Origin of the sequence: Streptomyces sp. XY431, assembly GCF_001279805.1 — a bacterium.
GTDB classification, from domain to species: Bacteria; Actinomycetota; Actinomycetes; order Streptomycetales; family Streptomycetaceae; genus Kitasatospora; species Kitasatospora purpeofusca.
In genome coordinates this window covers 33,191-50,081 of record NZ_LGDO01000458.1, presented here as the reverse complement: position 1 = coordinate 50,081, position 16,891 = coordinate 33,191, and the positions used below count along the sequence as shown (strand labels likewise).

Genomic DNA, 16,891 nt, shown 5'->3' with positions numbered 1-16,891 from the left:
GGCGCGGCCGTCGGTGCCTCGCGCGCCGCCGTCGACGCCGGCTGGTACCCGCACAGCAGCCAGGTCGGCCAGACCGGCAAGCAGGTCTCCCCGCAGCTCTACATCGCCAACGGCATCTCCGGCGCGATCCAGCACCGGGCCGGCATGCAGACCTCGAAGACCATCGTGGCCGTCAACAAGGACCCCGAGGCCCCGATCTTCGAGCTCGCCGACTACGGCGTGGTCGGCGACCTGTTCGAGGTCCTGCCGCAGCTCACCGGCGAGGTGAAGGCCCGCAAGGCCTGACACCGGTCTGACGGCAGGTGACGGCGCGGGGGCGCCCCCGGGAACTCCCGGGGGCGCCCCCGCGCCGTCGTTCGCCCTGGCCCACGGGCGGCGCGCCCCGGCCCGTAGAGTCGGTCGGCGGCGCCGGTCGCGGATCCCCGCGGACTCCGTGGATCCCATGGACCTCATGGACCTCATGGACTCTGCGGCCTCGGCGTCCGGCGCACAGCGGACCGTGGGCATCCGGCCCACCGTGGACAGGGGCGAGGGCAGACGCATGACACTCTTGACGGCGCTTCGGGGCGGCTCCGGCGACTCCGCCGACGCACTGCGGATCTCCGACGGACCGGGGCTCTCCCGTGAGCAGCTGCTCGGCGCGGCCACGGCCGTCGCCGACCGGGTGGCCGGCGCCCCCGCCCTCGCGGTGCTCGCCCGGTCCACCGCCGAGACGGTGGTCGCGGTCGTCGGCGGCCTGCTCGCCGGGGTCCCGGTCGTCCCGCTGCCGCCCGACTCCGGGCCCAAGGAGCGCGCGCACATCCTGCGCGACTCGGGTGCCGCCCTGCTGGCGCACGCCGCCGGTGACAGCCTGCCGGAGGACGCCGGTGTCGCCGGGCTGCCGGTCGACCTGCGGGAGCGCTCGGCCACCACGTACGCCGAGCCGGACCCGGCGGCGACCGCCTTCGTGCTCTACACCTCCGGCACCACCGGCGCGCCCAAGGGGGCGGTGATCGACCGCTCCGCCGTCGCCGCCGACCTCGACGCGCTCGCCGACGCCTGGCAGTGGACCGCCGAGGACACCCTGGTGCACGGCCTGCCGCTGTTCCATGTGCACGGGCTGGTGCTCGGCGTGCTCGGCGCGCTGCGGACCGGCAGCCGGCTGGTGCACACCGGCCGGCCCACCCCCGCCGGGTACGCGGCCGCGGGCGGCAGCCTCTACTTCGGCGTGCCGACCGTCTGGTCCCGGCTGGCGGCGGATCAGGAAGCGGCCGCCCGGCTCGCCTCGGCCCGGCTGCTGGTCTCCGGCAGCGCTCCGCTGCCCGTCCCGGTGTTCGAACGACTCGCCGCGCTGACCGGCCACGCCCCGATCGAGCGGTACGGCATGACCGAGTCGCTGATCACCGTCTCCACCCGCGCCGACGGGGAGCGCCGTCCGGGCAGCGTGGGCCTGCCGGTGGCCGGGGTGCGCACCCGGCTGGTCGGCGAGGACGGCGGACCCGTCCCGCACGACGGCGAGAGCGTCGGCGAACTCCAGGTGGCCGGGCCCACCCTGTTCCGGGGCTACCTCGACCGGCCGGACGCCGATGCCGAGGCGTGGACCGCCGACGGCTGGTTCCGGACCGGGGACGTCGCGGTGATCGGCGCCGACGGCTTCCACCGGATCGTGGGGCGGGCCTCCGTCGACCTGATCAAGAGCGGCGGGTACCGGATCGGGGCCGGCGAGGTGGAGGCGGCCCTGCGCGACCACCCGGCCGTGGCCGACGCCGCCGTGGTCGGCGCACCGGACGCGGACCTCGGCCAGGCGATCGTGGCGTACGTCGTGCCGGACGGTCCCGTGACGGGTGAACAGCTGACGGACTTCGTGGCGTCGCGGCTCTCGGTCCACAAGCGGCCGCGGCGGGTGGTGCTGGTGTCCGAACTCCCCAGGAACGCCCTGGGGAAGGTGCTGAAGAAGCAGCTGCTGGCGGACTCCGCACACGGGTGACGGGCGGTCACCCGGCGCCGGGTCGGGTGACGGTCGCTCACCTTCCGTGAGCCTTCCTTTGGCGCACTCCACTGCGCGCTGTGACCGGACGCGTGCCTACCGTGACAAGCGGTGCGGACCGGGTCCCCAGGGACCCACGCACCGCGTCCAGCGATTGGCGACCAGCGTTCGGCGCGACCGAGACGATCGGCGCGTCAGCGCGATCAGTGAAGGAAGACAGCAGCATGACGACCGTCAACACCGGCGCACCGGGTGCCGCCGACGACGCGACCGGGCAGCCCACTGCCACCACCTCCCCCCGGCCGGCGCGCGGCGCCCGCCCTTCGCGGGCCGCGCGGGTCCGCCGGGGGATAGGCATGGTGGCCGTGATCGCGGCCGGTGCCGGCGTGATCGGCCTCGGCACCGGGGTGGGGACGGCGGCGGCCGAGCCGGCGCCGGCCCACGCCGGGTGGGACGGTTCGCGGTACTGGTTCAAGAACAGTCAGGGCCAGTGGCGCTGGACGACGCACTACGACGTCTACCTGGCGCGGACCGGCGGCTCGGCCGCGGGCACCACCCCGGCCGCGGGCGCCTCGGCGACGGCGACGACCGTCCCGTCCGGGGGCATCACCCAGGGGTGGGACGGTTCGCGGTACTGGTTCAAGAACAGCCAGGGCCAGTGGCGCTGGACGACGCACTACGACATCTACCTCGCGCGCACCGGCGGCTCGGACACCTCCTCCGCCTCGGGTTCCTCGGCTTCCTCGACGTCCGCCACGGGGACCGGTTCCTCGGCCGACGCGGCGGCCCCGGCGGCGGACGGTGACGTCGAGGCGGCGGTGCAGTTCGCGCTGGCGCAGCTGGGCAAGCCGTTCAGGACGGCCGGCAACGGTCCGGACGGCTACGACTGCTCGGGCCTCGTCCAGCAGGCCTTCCGGCGCGGCGACATCGAGCTGCCCCGGGTCGCCAACGACCAGTACGCCGCCACCACGCCGGTGACGGCCTCCCAGCTGCGGCGCGGGGACCTGCTGTTCTGGTCGGACGACGGCTCCGCCCGGGGCATCCACCACGTGGCGATCTACCTGGGCAACAACCAGTACGTGGAGGCCGCCCGGCCCGGCACGCTGATCCGGATCTCGGGGATCAGCAGCGGCTACTACCCGACCCACATGGGGCGGCCCTGAGGTCTGCGTCTGTCGGCTCGGACCGGCGCCCGGACCACCGTGGTCCGGGCGCCGGTCCGTGGGCGCTGGGGTCCGTGGGTGCTCCGGGAGTGGTCAGGAGGGGCGGGCAGTCGGGTCGATGAGGTCGGCCGGGCGGGGGAGGGCGCCGCGGGCGCCCAGGGCGGTGACCGCGAAGGCGCCGGCCGCGACGGCGGTGGCGGCGGCCTCGGGGAGGGACGCACCCTGGGCCAGCCGGGCGGCGAGGGCGCCGCAGAACACGTCGCCGGCGCCGGTGGTGTCGACGACGGCCACCTCGGGGGCGGGGACGCGGTGGAGCGCGCCGCCCGCCGCGACCAGGGCGCCCGCCGCGCCGAGGGTGACCACCGCCCCGTCGCCGAGCGCCGCCAGTGCGGTGGCCGTCGTGGCGGTGGCGTCCCCGGTGCTGTCGGTGCGGTCGGTGGCTTCGGCGCCAGGGGCCGGTCGGCCGGTGAGCTGGGCGGCCTCGACGGCGTTGGCGACCAGGAGCGGGCGGCGCAGACCCGGGTCGGACCAGTCCGGGAGGACGCCCGCGGGCGCCGCGTTGTGGATCCAGCGCGGCCCGGCGGGCAACGCGGAGGCCGTCGCGCGGATGCACTCCTCGGGCACCTCACCACTGGTCAGGACGGTGTCGGCGGCGGTCAGGGCGAGCTCGGCGAGGGCCTGGGCGACCTCGGCGCCGGTGAGCCGGGCATTGGCGCCGGGGACGACCACGATGCTGTTCTCCCCGGCCGGGTCGACCAGGACGACGGCCAGCCCGGTGGGCGCGTCCGGGTCGGTGTGCACGGCGTCGGTCGCCACTCCGGCCGCCCGGAGGTCGGCCAGTGCGGCCCGGCCCTCGGCGTCGGCACCGACCCGGGCCACCAGGCAGGTCGGCGCGCCCATGGCGGCCGCCGCCACGGCCTGGTTGGCGCCCTTGCCGCCGAAGCCCTGGGCGGAGCCGGCCGCGAGGACGGTCTCCCCGGGGGCGGGGAGCACGGGGCAGCGCAGGATGCGGTCGATGTTGACGGAGCCGATGGCCACGACGCGGCCGGGCGTGCTGGGTGCGGTCATCGTTCCTCTCTATGCGTTCGGCCGCCGATGGGCAAGCACGGGCCCGGCCCGGCGGCGCCCGCCGTACGGTGGGGTGTACGGACCTTGGGGTGTACGGACGGTGGGGCGTACGAGGTGCGGAGGGGGCGCGCGCGATGGTGTCGGACTCCGGTGTCCGAGGGTGCGCGCTCCGGCGCGGCGAGGGTTGTACCGGTCCTGTGGTAGGCCCTCTGACCTGGGCACATGCCGCTGTCAAACGGAACCGGGAACCGCCATGAGCCGGGCCGGCGTGGAGGTATGGGGAACGGCGCGGCGCGGGTACCACCTCGGGTGGCGCTGGTTCGGCTGACGGGGGCGCCGCCCGGTGCGAACGGCACCGGGAGAGGTCGAGAAACAGGGGACGTTAGTGATCGTCTGGGTCAATGGCACGTTCGGGGCGGGCAAGACGAGCGCCTGTCGCGAGTTGGTGGAGCTGCTGCCCGGCAGCATGCTGTTCGATCCCGAGCTGGTCGGCTTCGGGCTGCGGGCGATGCTGCCGGCCGACCGGATGGCGGCGGTGTCGGACTTCCAGGACCTGCCGGCCTGGCGGCGGCTCGTCCCCGAGACGGCGGCGGCGCTGCTCGGCGAGGTACCCGGGCCGCTGGTGGTCCCGATGACGCTGCTGCGGGAGGACTACCGGGACGAGATCTTCGGTTCACTGGCCTCCAACGGCATCGCGGTGCACCACCTCGTCCTGGACCCTGAAGAAACGATCCTGCGTGCGCGCATTGCCCAGCGCGAGGAGGTGCCCGAGGACCCCGAGCGCAGCGAACGGATCCGGCAGTGGTGCCTGGAGCACGTGCCCCGCTACCTCGCCGCCCGCCGCTGGCTGCGCCGGGACGCCAGGCTCGTCGACACCTCCGGGCTCACCCCGCGCGAGACCGCCGCCAGACTCGCCCAGCTGGTCGGCGACGGGTCGGCCCGCTGCCCGATCGTGCAGAGCCCCGACCCCACCGGGGACACCGTGGCCGCCGCCGTCCTGTTCTTCGACGAGCAGGACCGGGTGCTGCTCGTCGACCCGGTCTACAAGCCGGACTGGGAGTTCCCCGGCGGGGTGGTCGAACGCGGCGAGGCGCCGACCGACGCCGCGCTGCGGGAGACCGCCGAGGAACTCGGCCTCCGGCTGGACCCGGCCTCGCTGCGACTGCTCGCCGTCGACTGGGAGCCGCGCACCGGCCCGCGCCGGGGCGGGCTGCGCCTGGTCTACGACGGCGGCCTGCTGGACGCCACCGCCCGGCAGGGGCTGCTGCTCCAGCAGGACGAGCTGCGGAGCTGGCGCTTCGTCAGCCTGGAGGAGGCCTCCGGGCTGCTGCCGCCCGGGCGGTACCGGCGGCTCGCCGCGGCGCTGGACGCCCGCCGCTGCGGGGAGCTGCGCTACCTGGAGGCCGGGCGGCGGGCGGGGGTGGGGCTGGCGTCGACGGCGGACGCGGCCTGAGCGGAGCGGCGGGTCGGGTGCGGGCCCGGCCCGGGCCCCGGCGCCCGGGTCGGTGGAGCGGTCGGTCCGGCGTCCTCGGCCGGGCCGGCCGCTCCGGCGTTCCGACGGTGGTGCCTGGTGGTGCCCGGTGGGCTGCGGTGGGTGGGCCGAGCCGCGCGGGGCGGGTGCGGCGGCCGTGGCCGGGGGCGGCAGGATGGGGCCATGCCGTTCACCCTGAGTCACCCGGCCGCCGTCCTGCCCCTGCTGCGCGTGGCGGGGGAGCGCGGGCCGCTGGTCGCGTCCGCGCTGGTCGCCGGCTCGATGGCGCCGGATGTGCCGTTCTTCGCCGAGTCGCTGCTGCCCGGGGTCTACCGGTTCGGCGGGGTGACCCACCGTTGGTGGGGGGTGCCGACGGTGGACGTGGCGCTCGCGGCCGGGCTGGTGGCGGGCTGGCACGGGCTGGTGCGCGGGCCGCTGGTCGCGCTGCTGCCGCCGCCGTGGTCCGGCGCGGCCGAGGCGCTGACGGTCCGCCGGGCCGGTCGGGGGCGGCCGACCCGGGCGGACCTCGCCTGGTTCGCGGCCTCGGCCGCGGTCGGCGCGGCGAGCCACGTCGGCTGGGACGCCTTCACCCACCACGACCGGGCCGGGGTCCGGCTGTTCCCGGTGCTGGGGCGGCCGGTCGCGGGCGGGCCGCCGCTGTGCGAGGTGCTGCAGTACGGCACCTCGGCGCCCGCGCTGGCCGCCGTGGCGGGGTACGCGGTGCGGGCGGCCCGGTCGGTGGAGCCGGTCCGGCCGGCCGTCGAACTGTCCGGGCGGGCCCGGCGGGCGGGCGCGGCGGTGCTGGGTGCGGCCACCGCGGCGGGGGTGGTGCACCGGCTCGTTCCGCTGCGGCGCGGGCTGGTGGGGGAGCTGTGCTTCGGGGCGGGGGCCGGGCTCGCGGTCGGCGCTGTCGGGTGGGCGCTGGCCCGGGCCGCGGTGACGGGGGTCCGGGGTGGTGCGGACCGGACGGCCGGTGCGGCCGGGGTACGGGCGGCGCGGGGGTAGCGGCCGACGGCGCACAGGTGGAACGGGGTGGTGCGGGGAGTGTGGGCGGGGCGCGGCGGCCCCGGGACGCGCGGGCGTGCGGCAGCGCGGAGCAGGCGTGCGGGGAGGACCAGGCGGGGGTGCCGCGGACGTGACGCGGGCCGCGTCGTCCTGGTGGACGGCGCGGCCCGCGCAGCCGGGATCAGAGGGGTCAGACCGAACGCAGCTCGGCGTAGCGGCGCAGGAAGAGCGCCTCGGTGAGGGCCATCCGCTCCAGCTCCAGCGGGTCGACGCTCTCGTTGACCGCGTGGATCTGGGTGGTCGGCTCCTCGACGCCGATCAGCACGATCTCGGCCTCCGGGTAGAGCGTGCGCAGCGTGTTGCAGAGCGGGATCGAGCCGCCCTCGCCGGAGGCGACCATCGGGGTGCCGAAGGCCTCGGCCATCGCCTCGCCCATCGCCTCGTAGGCCGGACCGGAGGTGTCGGCGAGGAACGGGGAGCCGTTGCCCTGGCGCTCGACGGTGACCTGCGCTCCGAACGGCACCTGGGCCTCCAGGTGGGCGACCAGCGCCTCCTGGGCGGCGTCGGTGTCGGTGCCCGGCGGGACGCGCAGGCTGACCGAGGCCTTGGCGAAGGACTGCACGGAGGAGGTGGCGCCGACCACCGGCGGGGCGTCGATGCCGAGGACGGTGACCGAGGGGCGGGCCCACAGCCGGTCGGCGACGGTGCCGGTGCCGGTGAGCGCGACCCCGTCCAGCACCTTGGCGTCGGCGCGGAACTGCTCGTCCGGGTACTGCACGCCGGTCCAGGTCTGATCGGTGGTCAGGCCGGCCACGGCGACGTCGCCGTGCTCGTCGTGCAGCGAGGCGAGCACCTTGACCAGGGCCTGGAGGGCGTCCGGCGCGGCGCCGCCGAACGCGCCGGAGTGCAGGTTGCCCGCGAGGGTGCGGACCGACACGTCGACCACGGTCATGCCGCGCAGCGAGGCGGTGACGGTGGGCAGGCCGGCGGCGAAGTTGCCGGTGTCGCCGATCACGATGGCGTCGGCGGTGAGCAGCTCGGGGTGGGCCTCGGCGTACTGCTCCAGGCCGCCGGTGCCCTGCTCCTCCGAGCCCTCGACGATGATCTTCAGCCCGACCGGGTAGCCGCCGTCCGCCTGGCGCAGCGCCCGAAGGGCCGTCAGGTGCATCAGGACGTTGCCCTTGCAGTCGGCGGCGCCGCGCCCGTACCAGCGGCCGTCGCGCTCGGTCAGCTCGAAGGCGGGGCTCAGCCACTCGTCCTCGGCCAGCGGGGGCTGGACGTCGTAGTGCGAGTAGAGCAGGACGGTCGGGGCGCCGGCCGGGCCGGGCAGCTCGGCGTAGACGGACTGGGTGCCGTCGGGGGTGTCGAGCAGTCGGACACCGGTCAGACCTTCGGCGGCGAAGGCGTCGGCGACCCAGCGGGCGGCCTTCTCGCACTCCTCGACCGGGAACTGACGCGGATCGGCGACCGAGCGGAAGGCGACCAGTTCGGCCAGGTCGGTGCGGGCGCGGTCCATCAGGGACCGGACGGCGTCGGCCAGGGGCTGCTGCGGCATCGGGTGTGCTCCGGGTAGGGGTGGTCCGTCCGGGGGGTGCTTCGGGCGAACGGCGTTGACGGGGGGTAACGCCGATCATAGGCGGACACGAACGGACGGCCCCGGGGGGAGCGGTGCCGGGCACCGTCCGCGCGGCCGGGGCGGGCCGGTACTGCCACGATTCGTTCGCGCGTTCGGTGCGGTGCGGCCGACGTCTGTGGGGACGGCCGCATAGGATTGTTGCCCGTGACTGACTCCGGAAGCCCCGATTCTCGTAGCCCGCTCGACGCCGAGGCCGCCGGGCCGGACCGGCCGGACCCGTTGGACGGCGTCTGGGACGTCGTCGTGGTCGGTGCCGGGCCGGCCGGCTCCTCCGCCGCGCACGCCGCCGCCGCCCAGGGCCGGCGCGTGCTGCTGCTCGACAAGGCCGAACACCCCCGGTACAAGACCTGCGGCGGCGGCATCATCGGCCCGTCCCGGGACAGCCTGCCGCCGGACTTCAAGCTGCCGCTCCAGGACCGGGTGCACGCCGTCACCTTCGCCTACGGCGGCCGGTTCACCCGGACCCGGCGTTCCAAGCAGATGCTGTTCGGCCTGGTCAACCGGGACGAGTTCGACCTGCGCCTGGTGCAGGCCGCCAAGCAGGCCGGCGCGGTGCTGGTCACCGGAGTGACCGTCACCGGGGTCGAGCAGCGCGGCGGCGAGCACCGGACCGCGCTGGTGACGGCCGCCGACGGGCGCAGCTTCGAGGCCCGCGCGGTGGTCGGCGCGGACGGCAGCGCGAGCCGGATCGGCCGGCACGTGGGTGTCTCCTTCGACCAGATCGACCTCGGCCTGGAGGCGGAGATCCCCGTCCCGGCCGAGGTGGCCGCGGCCTGGGCCGGTCGGATCCACCTCGACTGGGGGCCGCTGCCCGGCAGTTACGGCTGGGTGTTCCCGAAGACCGAGTCCAGCAGCCTGACCGTCGGGGTGATCTCGGCGCGCGGGGACGGCGAGCGGACCAAGCAGTACCTGGCCGACTACATCCAGCAGCTGGGCCTCGCGGGGTTCCGGCCGAGCGTGGAGTCCGGGCACCTGACCCGCTGCCGGGCCGAGGACTCGCCGCTGTCGCGCGGCCGGGTGCTGGTGGCCGGGGACGCGGCCGGACTGCTGGAGCCGTGGACCCGGGAGGGCATCTCGTACGCGCTGCGCTCGGGCCGGCTGGCCGGGGAGTGGGCGGTCAAGGTGGCCGAGGCGGGCACGGCGGCGGAGGTGCGGCGGGAGGCGCTGAACTACGCCTTCGCGATCAAGGCCGGTCTCGGGGTGGAGATGCGGGCCGGCAAGCAGATGCTGACCGCCTTCGAGCGCCGGCCGTACCTGTTCCACGCGGCGGTCTGCCTGGTCGACCCGGCCTGGCGGGCGTTCGCCCGCACCACCCAGGGGCACACCACCTTCGCCCAGGTGATCCGTCAGTACCGCTCGGCCCGCCGCCTCGCGGCCCTGGCCTCGCGCTGAGGTGACGCCGGGTTCGGCGGGGGGGTACCCGCCGAACCCGGCGTGCGCGGACTCGGCGTGCTCGAGTCCGGTGTGCGCGGACTCGACGTGCTGTCCGAGCCCGTTGGCGTGCTACTTGAGGCCGTTGTCGATCGCCGTGATCAGGGTGCCGCCGGGGGTGTCGCCGGTCATTTCCCAGATCATCGCGCCGAGCAGGCCCTTCGATTTCAGGTAGGCCGTCTTCTTGCCGATCGACCAGGCGTCGTCGAAGGTCCACCACTGGCCGCCGGCGCCGGTGTAGCCGTAGGTCGCGACCGACTGTTCGTCGTGGTACACGGCGAGGTTGGGGAAGGTGGTGATCAGGTTGTTGTACCCGCGGGTGCCGGCCTCCTCGGCGAACTGGCCGGGGGCGGCGCCGGTCGCGCTCTGCCACTCGCCCTTGACGCCGCCGTCGGCGACGCCCTGCCAGCCCCGGCCGTAGAACGCCAGGCCGATGGTGAGCTTGCGCGGGTTGACCCCGGCGTCGAGGTAGGGCTTGACCGCCGCGTCGACGCTGAAGTGGTTGGCGTACGGGTCCTGGGCGTCCTGGTAGAGGTTGCCCTGGTGGCCGGTGCGGTTGGGCTCCCAGGAGTTGTCGCTGCCCGCGCCGTGGAAGTCGTAGCCCTGGACGTTGGCGATGTCGAGGTAGTTGAAGATCTTCGAGAGGTCCCAGCCCTGGTCGATCTTCACCGGGTCGGCCGGGGTGAAGGCGGTCAGCAGCTTGTGCGAGCCGCCCAGGGCGTCCAGCTGCTTGCGGAACTCGGCCAGCAGCAGGGTCAGGTTGGCCTTGTCGTTGGCGCTGTAGTGGTTGCCGGCGTGGCCGTCGGGCGAGCCGGGCCACTCCCAGTCGAGGTCGATGCCGTCGAAGATGCCGGCCGCGACGCCGTCGCCGCCCGCGCCGTTGTAGACCGGCAGGTTGCCCTTGATCCACACATCGAGGCAGGACTTGACGAGCTTCTGCCGGGACGCGTCGGTGGCCGCCGCGTCGGAGAAGTACTTGGAGTACGTCCAGCCGCCCAGCGAGACGACGACCTTCAGGTTGGGGTACTTCGCCTTGAGCTTCTTCAACTGGTTGAAGTTGCCGCGCAGTTTGCCCCAGCCGTCGTCCGCCACGCCGTCGACCGACTGGGCGGCGCTCATCGGGCGGGCGTAGTCGGCGTCGGCGTCGCCCGCGCCGGTGCCCTGGTCCGGGTCCTGCGGGTTGGCGGTGGTGCCCTTGGTGACGCCCGCCAGGCAGGTCAGGTTGACCGGGTCGATGTTCTCGAAGGCGTAGTTGATGACGTCGAGCTTGGCCGCGCTGCCCGAGGTGTCGAGGTTCTTGACGAAGTACTGGCGGCCGTAGATGCCCCACTGGGTGAAGTAGCCGACCCGGGCGTACTTGCCGGCGCCGACCAGGTCGGAGGTGGTGACCTTCAGCGGCGCCGAGGCGGGCGAGGCGTTGTCCGCGCCGTCCCTGGCCTTGACGGTGAAGGTGTAGGCGGTGGACGGGGAGAGGCTGCCGACGGTGGCGGTCAGGGTGGAGCCGGTGACCGTGCGGACCAGGGCGCCGTCCTGGTAGACGTCGTACGCGGCGACCTTCAGATTGTCGGTGGCGGCGTTCCAGGCGAGCGTCACCTCGCTCGAACCCACCGCGGTGGTGCGGAGGTTGGTGGGCGCGGTGGGCGGCGTCGGGTCGGTCGCCGGGTCGAAGGTGGAGGCCGTGACCGACGCGCTCAGCGGGCCGTTGTTGCCGCGGGTGTCCTTGGCGCGGACGGTCAGGGTGTAACTGGTCGCCGGGGTCAGCCCGGTGACCACCACGTCGGTGGTGGCGGTGGTGGCGACCACAGTGGTGCCGTTCAGCACCTCGTAGGAGGCCACCGGGAAGTCGCCGCCGGTCGCGGCGGGCCACTTCAGCGCGAGCGTGTGGGCCGTCGCGTCGGTCACCGCGGGGGCGCCCGGGGCGGACGGCAGGACGTCCGAACTGCCGTCGCACTTGTCGCCGTTGATCCGGCAGCCGGTCGGCGTGCCGACCGGGCCGTTGGCGACGAACCAGAAGCTGTACGGCTCGGTGGTCTTCCCCGCGGGGACGTTGGCGTTGTAGAACGCGGCGACGGCGGTGACGTGGCGGCCGTTGACCGTGGCGGTCCCGTTGTAGCTGTTCTGGACGGTGACGCCGGCCGGGAGGTCGAACTCCAGGGTCCAGCCGTTGACGGCGGCGGCGTTGTCGTTGCGGACGATGTAAGTGCCCTTCCACCAGGATCCGTTGTTCTCGGTGGTGAAGGCGGCGGTGAGCTTGCCGGCCGCGTTGGCGGGGGTCGCCAGGGCGGTGATCGCGGCGATCGGGAGGAGCAGGACGGAGAGCAGCGCCAGCAGTCTGTGGCGGGTGCGGCGCGCCTGGTCTCGGCGCGCGCGGGATCGGACGGACATGGTTCTCCCTGTGACTGTGGGGTTGGACAGGGTGGCGCAGAACCGTGCGGGTGGAGCCCGGTGGTGCCAGGTGGTGCTGGGTGGTGCCCGGTCGGGTGGTGGGGTCGGTGCGTGGTCGACCGGTGCCCGCGTCGTGGGGGACGCAGCATGGGGGCACTGTAGGAGGACTGGACCAATGCGTCAACAGGTCTGTACCACTGGCGAGTTGAGAGCGCTGGTCGCGGCCGCGCGGCGAGGGTCGCGGCGCGGCCCGGTCCTCAGCCGCGGCGCGGGTGGCCGGACAGCTCGTCGCCGAGCGGGCTGCGGCTGTACAGCACCGAACGGCCGTGCCGCGCCCGGTTCACAAGCCCGGTCCGGTGCAGCACCGCCAGATGCTGGCTGACCGCGGCCGGTGTCACCCTCAGCCGGTAGGCGAGGTCGGTGGTGCTGGCCGGCTCGGCCAGCAGCGCGAGCAGTCGGGTCTTCGGTGCGCCGAGCAGCTGCTCCAGTGCGCGCGGGGTCACCGGCGCCGCCGGAGCGGACATCCCCGCCTGCCCCCGGGCCGGGTAACTGATCTGCGGCGCCCGGTCGTTGCTGATCATCGTGATCGCGCCCCGGGCGAAGAAGGTCGGTACCAGGACCAGCCCGCGCCCGTCCACGGTGATCTCCCCGTCCCACTCCTTCCACCGGCGGTCGACCGACAGCAGCCCGTCCGTCCAGCGCAGCCGGTGGTCCAGGTCGGCGAACAGCGCGGCCGCGCCCTGCTGCGCCAGCACCCGGGAGCGGTAGACCAGGTCCGCCTCCAGCACCGCCCTGGCCTGCGGCCACCAGCTCGGTGCCAGGCAGCACTCCCAGTACTCCTCCAGGGCGTCGGCGATCCGCGCCAGCAGCCGGGCCGGGTCGGCCAGGCCCGCCGCGAGCAGCGGGGGCAGCGACTGGTGGTGGGGCAGGAAGGTCTGCTCCAGCTCGGGCCGCAGCCGCTCGGGCGGCAGCGCCCGGACGGCGGCCAGCTCGGTGCGGAAGTCCGGCCACGGGGTGGCCGGGCGGGGCGTCAGGAAGTCCGGGATCCAGCGGTGCACGGAGACCAGCGAGAGCAGCAGTGCGGAGTCCAGCCGCTCGAAGGCGGGGCGCAGTCGCTCGAAGGCGGCGGACTGGAGCGGGAAGTACCCGGGGTGGGTCCACATCCGTAGGCTGAGCGCGGCCTCCTGGACGGGGGAGCAGGCGAACCAGGTGGTGGCGAGGTCGGCCAGGCCGAGCTTGAACCGGTGCACGCGCCCCCTGGCCCCTCTCCCCGTCCGGCTGCGCCGCCGCCCGCCCGTGCCGCCGGTGCGCTGCTGGTTTTAGCCCGAGCCTAAATGATTACTGTCGAGTGGCGGTGCCGGGGTGTGATCGTGGGCATGACCACCCCACCGGCGGCGACCGCCGCGCCGAGTCCCGACCTGCCGACGTCCAGGGCGTCGCGCCTGCTGCACCCCGACCCGACGGTGCGCCGGCTCGCCCGGATCACCCTGCTCAACACGGCCGGCAGCGGCCTCTCGCTCTCCGTCGGCGTGCTGTTCTTCACCCGCTTCCTCGGCCTGAGCGCCGGTCGGCTCGGTTTCGCGCTCACCGCCGCCGGGCTCTGCGGGGTGCTCGCCAGCGTCCCCGCCGGGCGTGCCGCCGACCGCTGGGGCGCCAGGCCGGTGCTGGTCGTGCTGGTCACCCTCACCGGCCTCGGCACCGCCGGGTACACGTTGGTGGACGGCTACCCGGCGTTCGTGGCGCTCGCCTGCCTGGTCTCCGCCGCCGACCGGGGCGGGGCCGCCGTCCGCAACGCCCTGTACGCGGAGGTGCTGCCCGCCGACAAGCGGGTGGCGGGCCGGGCCTACCTGCGGGTGGTGACCAACGTCGGGATATGCCTCGGCACCGGGGTCGGCGCGATCGCGCTCCAGGTGGACTCGCGGGCCGGCTATCTGACGGCGATCCTGGCGGACGCCGCCTCGTACCTGGCCGTCGCGGTGCTGTTCCAGCGGCTGCGGGTGCCCGGGTGGTCGGGTGCCGCTGCGGGTGCTGGCGCTGATGCGGGTGCGGGTGCGGGTGAGGCGGACAAGGCTGTCGAGGCGGGCGCGGCCGGGGGAGGGCGGCGCAACCCGGCGCTGCGGGACGGGCCGTTCCTGGTGGTGACCGCGCTCAGCTCGGTGCTCGCCCTGCAGTTCGCGATGCTGGAGGTCGGGGTGCCGCTGTGGATCGTCCAGCAGACCGACGCACCCCGGATCACCGTGGCCGGCACTCTGATCGTCAACACCGTGCTGGTGATCGCGTTCCAGGTCCGCGCCACCCGGGGCACCGAACACCCGGCCGCCGCGGCCCGGGCCTGCGGGCGCTCGGGGCTGGTCCTGGCCGCCTCCTGCCTGGTCATCGGCCTCGCCCACGGCACGCCCGCCGCGCTGGCCGCGGTGGTGGTCCTGGTCGGCGTGGCACTCCAGGCGGTCGGCGAGGTGCTGGGCCAGGCCGGCACCTGGGCGCTCAGCTACGACCTGGCCGGCGAGCGCGGGCACGGCGCCTACCAGGGAGTCTTCAACGCGGGCACGTCCGCCGCGTTGATGATCGGCCCGGCCGTCGTCTCGACCGCCGTCATCGGCCACGGCCTGGCGGGCTGGGCCGCTCTCGGCGCGCTGCTCGCCGGCGCCGGCCTGGCGATGGGCCCCGCCGTCCGGTGGGCCCGGCGGCGGGGCGCGGTTCCGGCCTGACGCGGCGCGGCCTGTGGCCCGCCGGCTACTCCGGAACCACCGCGAAGGCCTCGATCTCGATCAGCACCTCCGGCAGGAACAGCGCCGCCACCTGCATCGCCGAGCTGGCCGGCGGCGGCAGCTCACCGAGGGCCTCGTTCCGCGCCTTGCGGACGGCGTCCAGGTGCCCGATGTCGGTGAGGAAGTACGTCAGCTTGACGACGTGCGAGAAGTCCGCGCCCGCCGCCGCCAGGCAGCGCCGCAGGTTCTCGAAGATCTGCCGCGCCTGTGCCTCGGGGTCGCCCGCCCCGACCAGCCGCCGCTGCTCGTCGAAGGCGACCTGCCCCGACACCGCCACCAGCCGCCCGGTGGCCGACACCACCTGGGTGTAGCCGGTACCGGGGGCGACCCCGGGCGGCTCGGTGATGTGGGTGAGGCCGCTGCCGTTGCGCTGTGATTCCGTGGTCATGCGCCCATCGTGGCCGACAGGTGATCATCGCACCACGGCTTTCACGCAGGGTATTCTCCAGGCGCACCCCGCGTGACGGGAACGACTGTCAGGGAAGGAGCCCGCTTCGTGAGCCCAGCCCCCCGACTCCCCGGCGACCACAGCACGGTGACGGATCCCGAACGGGCCCTGAAGTACGCGGTGCAGCACGTCGCGGGCGACCGGGCCGAACTCGTCGAGGGAGTCATCACCCCGCTGTCGCCGACCTGGGCGCACGAGAGCGCCGCCGAGGTCGTCCGCCGGCAACTGATGCCGAGCCTGGACGCGTTGGGCCTGGTCTCCGGGGCCGGCAATCTCGATCTGCCGGGCTCGGAAAACTGGTTCATCCCCGATCTCGCGGTGGTCCCGGCGGATCTGGCGGCCAAGACGGAGGGCGCGCTCCTTCCCGATCAGACGCTGCTCGTGGTGGAGGTCACCTCGCCCTCGAACGGGGAGACCGACCGGACGGTCAAACGCCGCCGCTACGGCCAGTACGGGGCACCGCTGTACCTTCTGGTCGACCGGCAGCACCGTGCCTGCACGCTCTTCAGCGGGCCGACCCGGCTCGGCTACGCGGTCGAGGATGGGCCGCACCCCTTCGGGACGCCGGTCCGGCTGCCGGAGCCGTTCGACCTCGACTTGGACACTTCCAGGCTCTGAGTGGTGACGGCGGTGGCAGTCGGGCGTCGGGAAGCCTGGTCGAGCGGAGGGTGGGCATGTCAGAGTCGTCCGGGCGCCGCCGCCCACCCGTGGCCGCGGACCCGTTCCGACCCACCCTCAGCCGGAAAGCAGGACCGTACCGATGACCAGTGAAGCGCCCTTCGTCCGTGTCGCCACCGAGGACGCCGTCACCACGCTGACCCTCGACTCGCCGCACAACCGCAATGCGCTCTCCCGCCGGCTGATGGCCGAGCTGACCGCCGGGCTGGCCGGGGCGGCCGCGGATCCGGAGGTGCGTGCGGTGGTGCTGACGCACGTGGGCAAGGTGTTCTGCGCCGGGGCGGACCTCTCCGAGGCGACCGGGGCGGACCCGACGGTCGGGCCGCGCGGGCTGGTCGACCTCCAGCGGGCGATCGTGGACTGCGCCAAGCCGGTGATCGCCGTCATCGACGGGCACGTCCGGGCCGGCGGGCTGGGGCTGGTGGGCGCGGCCGATCTGGCGATCGCCGGACCGGCCGCCACCTTCGCGTTCACCGAGGTCAGGCTCGGCCTCGCGCCGGCCGTGATCTCGCTGCCGCTGCGCCCCAAGCTGGACCCCCGCGCGGCCTCCCGCTACTACCTGACCGGCGAGGTGTTCGACGCGGCCGAGGCCGCCCGGATCGGTCTGGTCACCCGGGCGGCCGACGCGCCGGAGGCGGCCGAGGTCGCGCTCAAGGAACTGCTGGACGCCCTGCGGCTGGGTTCGCCGCAGGGCCTCGCGCAGTCCAAGCGGCTCGCCAATGCCGAGGTGGTGCGCTCCTTCGAGCGGGACGCGGACGAACTGGTCGAGCTGTCGGCGCGGCTGTTCGGCTCGGAGGAGGCCCAGGAGGGCATGCGGTCGTTCCTGGAGAAGCGGCCCGCCCGCTGGGTGCGGTAGGACGCCCGCCGCCCCG

The 16,891-nt window shown here is 74.8% G+C and carries 14 protein-coding genes; 9 read left to right on the top strand and 5 right to left on the bottom strand.

The genetic code is table 11. The features are described 5' to 3' along the window. The 3 genes from ADK60_RS29360 to ADK60_RS29350 all read left to right on the top strand — a co-directional run. On the top strand, positions 1-285 hold a 285-nt coding region (locus ADK60_RS29360), incomplete at its 5' end, for an electron transfer flavoprotein subunit alpha/FixB family protein (protein ID WP_199839787.1). Between the two features lie 256 nt (positions 286-541). Beyond that, positions 542-1,966 (top strand): acyl-CoA synthetase, encoded by a 1,425-nt coding sequence (locus ADK60_RS29355; RefSeq protein ID WP_053649934.1) that lies wholly within the window; start codon positions 542-544, stop codon positions 1,964-1,966. 224 nt (positions 1,967-2,190) lie between these two features. Beyond that, positions 2,191-3,129 carry a C40 family peptidase gene (locus tag ADK60_RS29350; protein ID WP_053649925.1) on the top strand — a complete coding sequence of 313 codons (939 nt, stop codon included), beginning with the start codon at positions 2,191-2,193 and terminating at the stop codon, positions 3,127-3,129. Positions 3,130-3,222: 93 nt separating this feature from the next. Here the strand turns inward: ADK60_RS29350 and ADK60_RS29345 are convergent, their stop codons facing one another. Continuing rightward, entirely contained in the window at positions 3,223-4,197 is a 975-nt protein-coding gene (locus tag ADK60_RS29345) for a PfkB family carbohydrate kinase (RefSeq protein WP_053649923.1), read from the bottom strand. A 385-nt stretch (positions 4,198-4,582) separates the two neighbouring features. Here ADK60_RS29345 and ADK60_RS29340 point away from each other — a divergent pair, with 385 nt between their 5' ends. After that, positions 4,583-5,650 carry an NUDIX domain-containing protein gene (locus ADK60_RS29340; protein WP_045942797.1) on the top strand — a complete coding sequence of 356 codons (1,068 nt, stop codon included), beginning with the start codon at positions 4,583-4,585 and terminating at the stop codon, positions 5,648-5,650. Between the two features lie 201 nt (positions 5,651-5,851). Continuing rightward, positions 5,852-6,673, top strand: a complete 822-nt coding sequence (locus tag ADK60_RS29335) for a DUF4184 family protein (RefSeq protein WP_053649921.1) — start codon at positions 5,852-5,854, stop codon at positions 6,671-6,673. A gap of 190 nt (positions 6,674-6,863) precedes the next feature. Here the strand turns inward: ADK60_RS29335 and ADK60_RS29330 are convergent, their stop codons facing one another. After that, positions 6,864-8,228 carry a dipeptidase gene (locus tag ADK60_RS29330; RefSeq protein ID WP_053649919.1) on the bottom strand — a complete coding sequence of 455 codons (1,365 nt, stop codon included), beginning with the start codon at positions 8,226-8,228 and terminating at the stop codon, positions 6,864-6,866. 300 nt (positions 8,229-8,528) lie between these two features. Between ADK60_RS29330 and ADK60_RS29325 the strand changes: the two genes are divergently transcribed. Next, complete coding sequence (locus tag ADK60_RS29325) at positions 8,529-9,701, top strand: geranylgeranyl reductase family protein (RefSeq protein ID WP_053649917.1); 1,173 nt, start codon at positions 8,529-8,531, stop codon at positions 9,699-9,701. A 111-nt stretch (positions 9,702-9,812) separates the two neighbouring features. Here ADK60_RS29325 and ADK60_RS29320 read toward each other — a convergent pair whose 3' ends face one another. Then, positions 9,813-12,125, bottom strand: a complete 2,313-nt coding sequence (locus ADK60_RS29320) for a glycosyl hydrolase family 18 protein (protein ID WP_053649914.1) — start codon at positions 12,123-12,125, stop codon at positions 9,813-9,815. Between the two features lie 257 nt (positions 12,126-12,382). Further along, complete coding sequence (locus ADK60_RS29315; protein ID WP_053649912.1) at positions 12,383-13,375, bottom strand: ArsR/SmtB family transcription factor; 993 nt, start codon at positions 13,373-13,375, stop codon at positions 12,383-12,385. Between the two features lie 126 nt (positions 13,376-13,501). Here ADK60_RS29315 and ADK60_RS29310 point away from each other — a divergent pair, with 126 nt between their 5' ends. After that, positions 13,502-14,833: an MFS transporter gene (locus ADK60_RS29310; protein WP_159400633.1), complete on the top strand. Its 1,332-nt coding sequence runs from the start codon at positions 13,502-13,504 to the stop codon at positions 14,831-14,833. Between the two features lie 25 nt (positions 14,834-14,858). Here the strand turns inward: ADK60_RS29310 and ADK60_RS29305 are convergent, their stop codons facing one another. Next, positions 14,859-15,281 carry a RidA family protein gene (locus tag ADK60_RS29305; protein WP_045942787.1) on the bottom strand — a complete coding sequence of 141 codons (423 nt, stop codon included), beginning with the start codon at positions 15,279-15,281 and terminating at the stop codon, positions 14,859-14,861. A 108-nt stretch (positions 15,282-15,389) separates the two neighbouring features. On the opposite strand from ADK60_RS29305, the gene ADK60_RS29300 reads away from it, so the two are divergent. Continuing rightward, positions 15,390-15,959 carry a Uma2 family endonuclease gene (locus ADK60_RS29300; RefSeq protein WP_079008768.1) on the top strand — a complete coding sequence of 190 codons (570 nt, stop codon included), beginning with the start codon at positions 15,390-15,392 and terminating at the stop codon, positions 15,957-15,959. Positions 15,960-16,101: 142 nt separating this feature from the next. Next, complete coding sequence (locus tag ADK60_RS29295; RefSeq protein WP_053649908.1) at positions 16,102-16,875, top strand: enoyl-CoA hydratase family protein; 774 nt, start codon at positions 16,102-16,104, stop codon at positions 16,873-16,875. Positions 16,876-16,891 lie beyond the last annotated feature (16 nt).

What these genes read in the sequence shown, in the direction of transcription:
- ADK60_RS29330 (WP_053649919.1), bottom strand. Translation starts at nt 8,228, where the DNA reads ATGCCGCAGCAGCCCCTGGCCGACGCCGTCCGGTCCCTGATGGACCGC.
- ADK60_RS29320 (WP_053649914.1), bottom strand. Translation starts at nt 12,125, where the DNA reads ATGTCCGTCCGATCCCGCGCGCGCCGAGACCAGGCGCGCCGCACCCGC.
- ADK60_RS29310 (WP_159400633.1), top strand. Translation starts at nt 13,502, where the DNA reads ATGACCACCCCACCGGCGGCGACCGCCGCGCCGAGTCCCGACCTGCCG.
- ADK60_RS29350 (WP_053649925.1), top strand. Translation starts at nt 2,191, where the DNA reads ATGACGACCGTCAACACCGGCGCACCGGGTGCCGCCGACGACGCGACC.
- ADK60_RS29295 (WP_053649908.1), top strand. Translation starts at nt 16,102, where the DNA reads ATGACCAGTGAAGCGCCCTTCGTCCGTGTCGCCACCGAGGACGCCGTC.
- ADK60_RS29355 (WP_053649934.1), top strand. Translation starts at nt 542, where the DNA reads ATGACACTCTTGACGGCGCTTCGGGGCGGCTCCGGCGACTCCGCCGAC.
- ADK60_RS29305 (WP_045942787.1), bottom strand. Translation starts at nt 15,281, where the DNA reads ATGACCACGGAATCACAGCGCAACGGCAGCGGCCTCACCCACATCACC.
- ADK60_RS29345 (WP_053649923.1), bottom strand. Translation starts at nt 4,197, where the DNA reads ATGACCGCACCCAGCACGCCCGGCCGCGTCGTGGCCATCGGCTCCGTC.
- ADK60_RS29335 (WP_053649921.1), top strand. Translation starts at nt 5,852, where the DNA reads ATGCCGTTCACCCTGAGTCACCCGGCCGCCGTCCTGCCCCTGCTGCGC.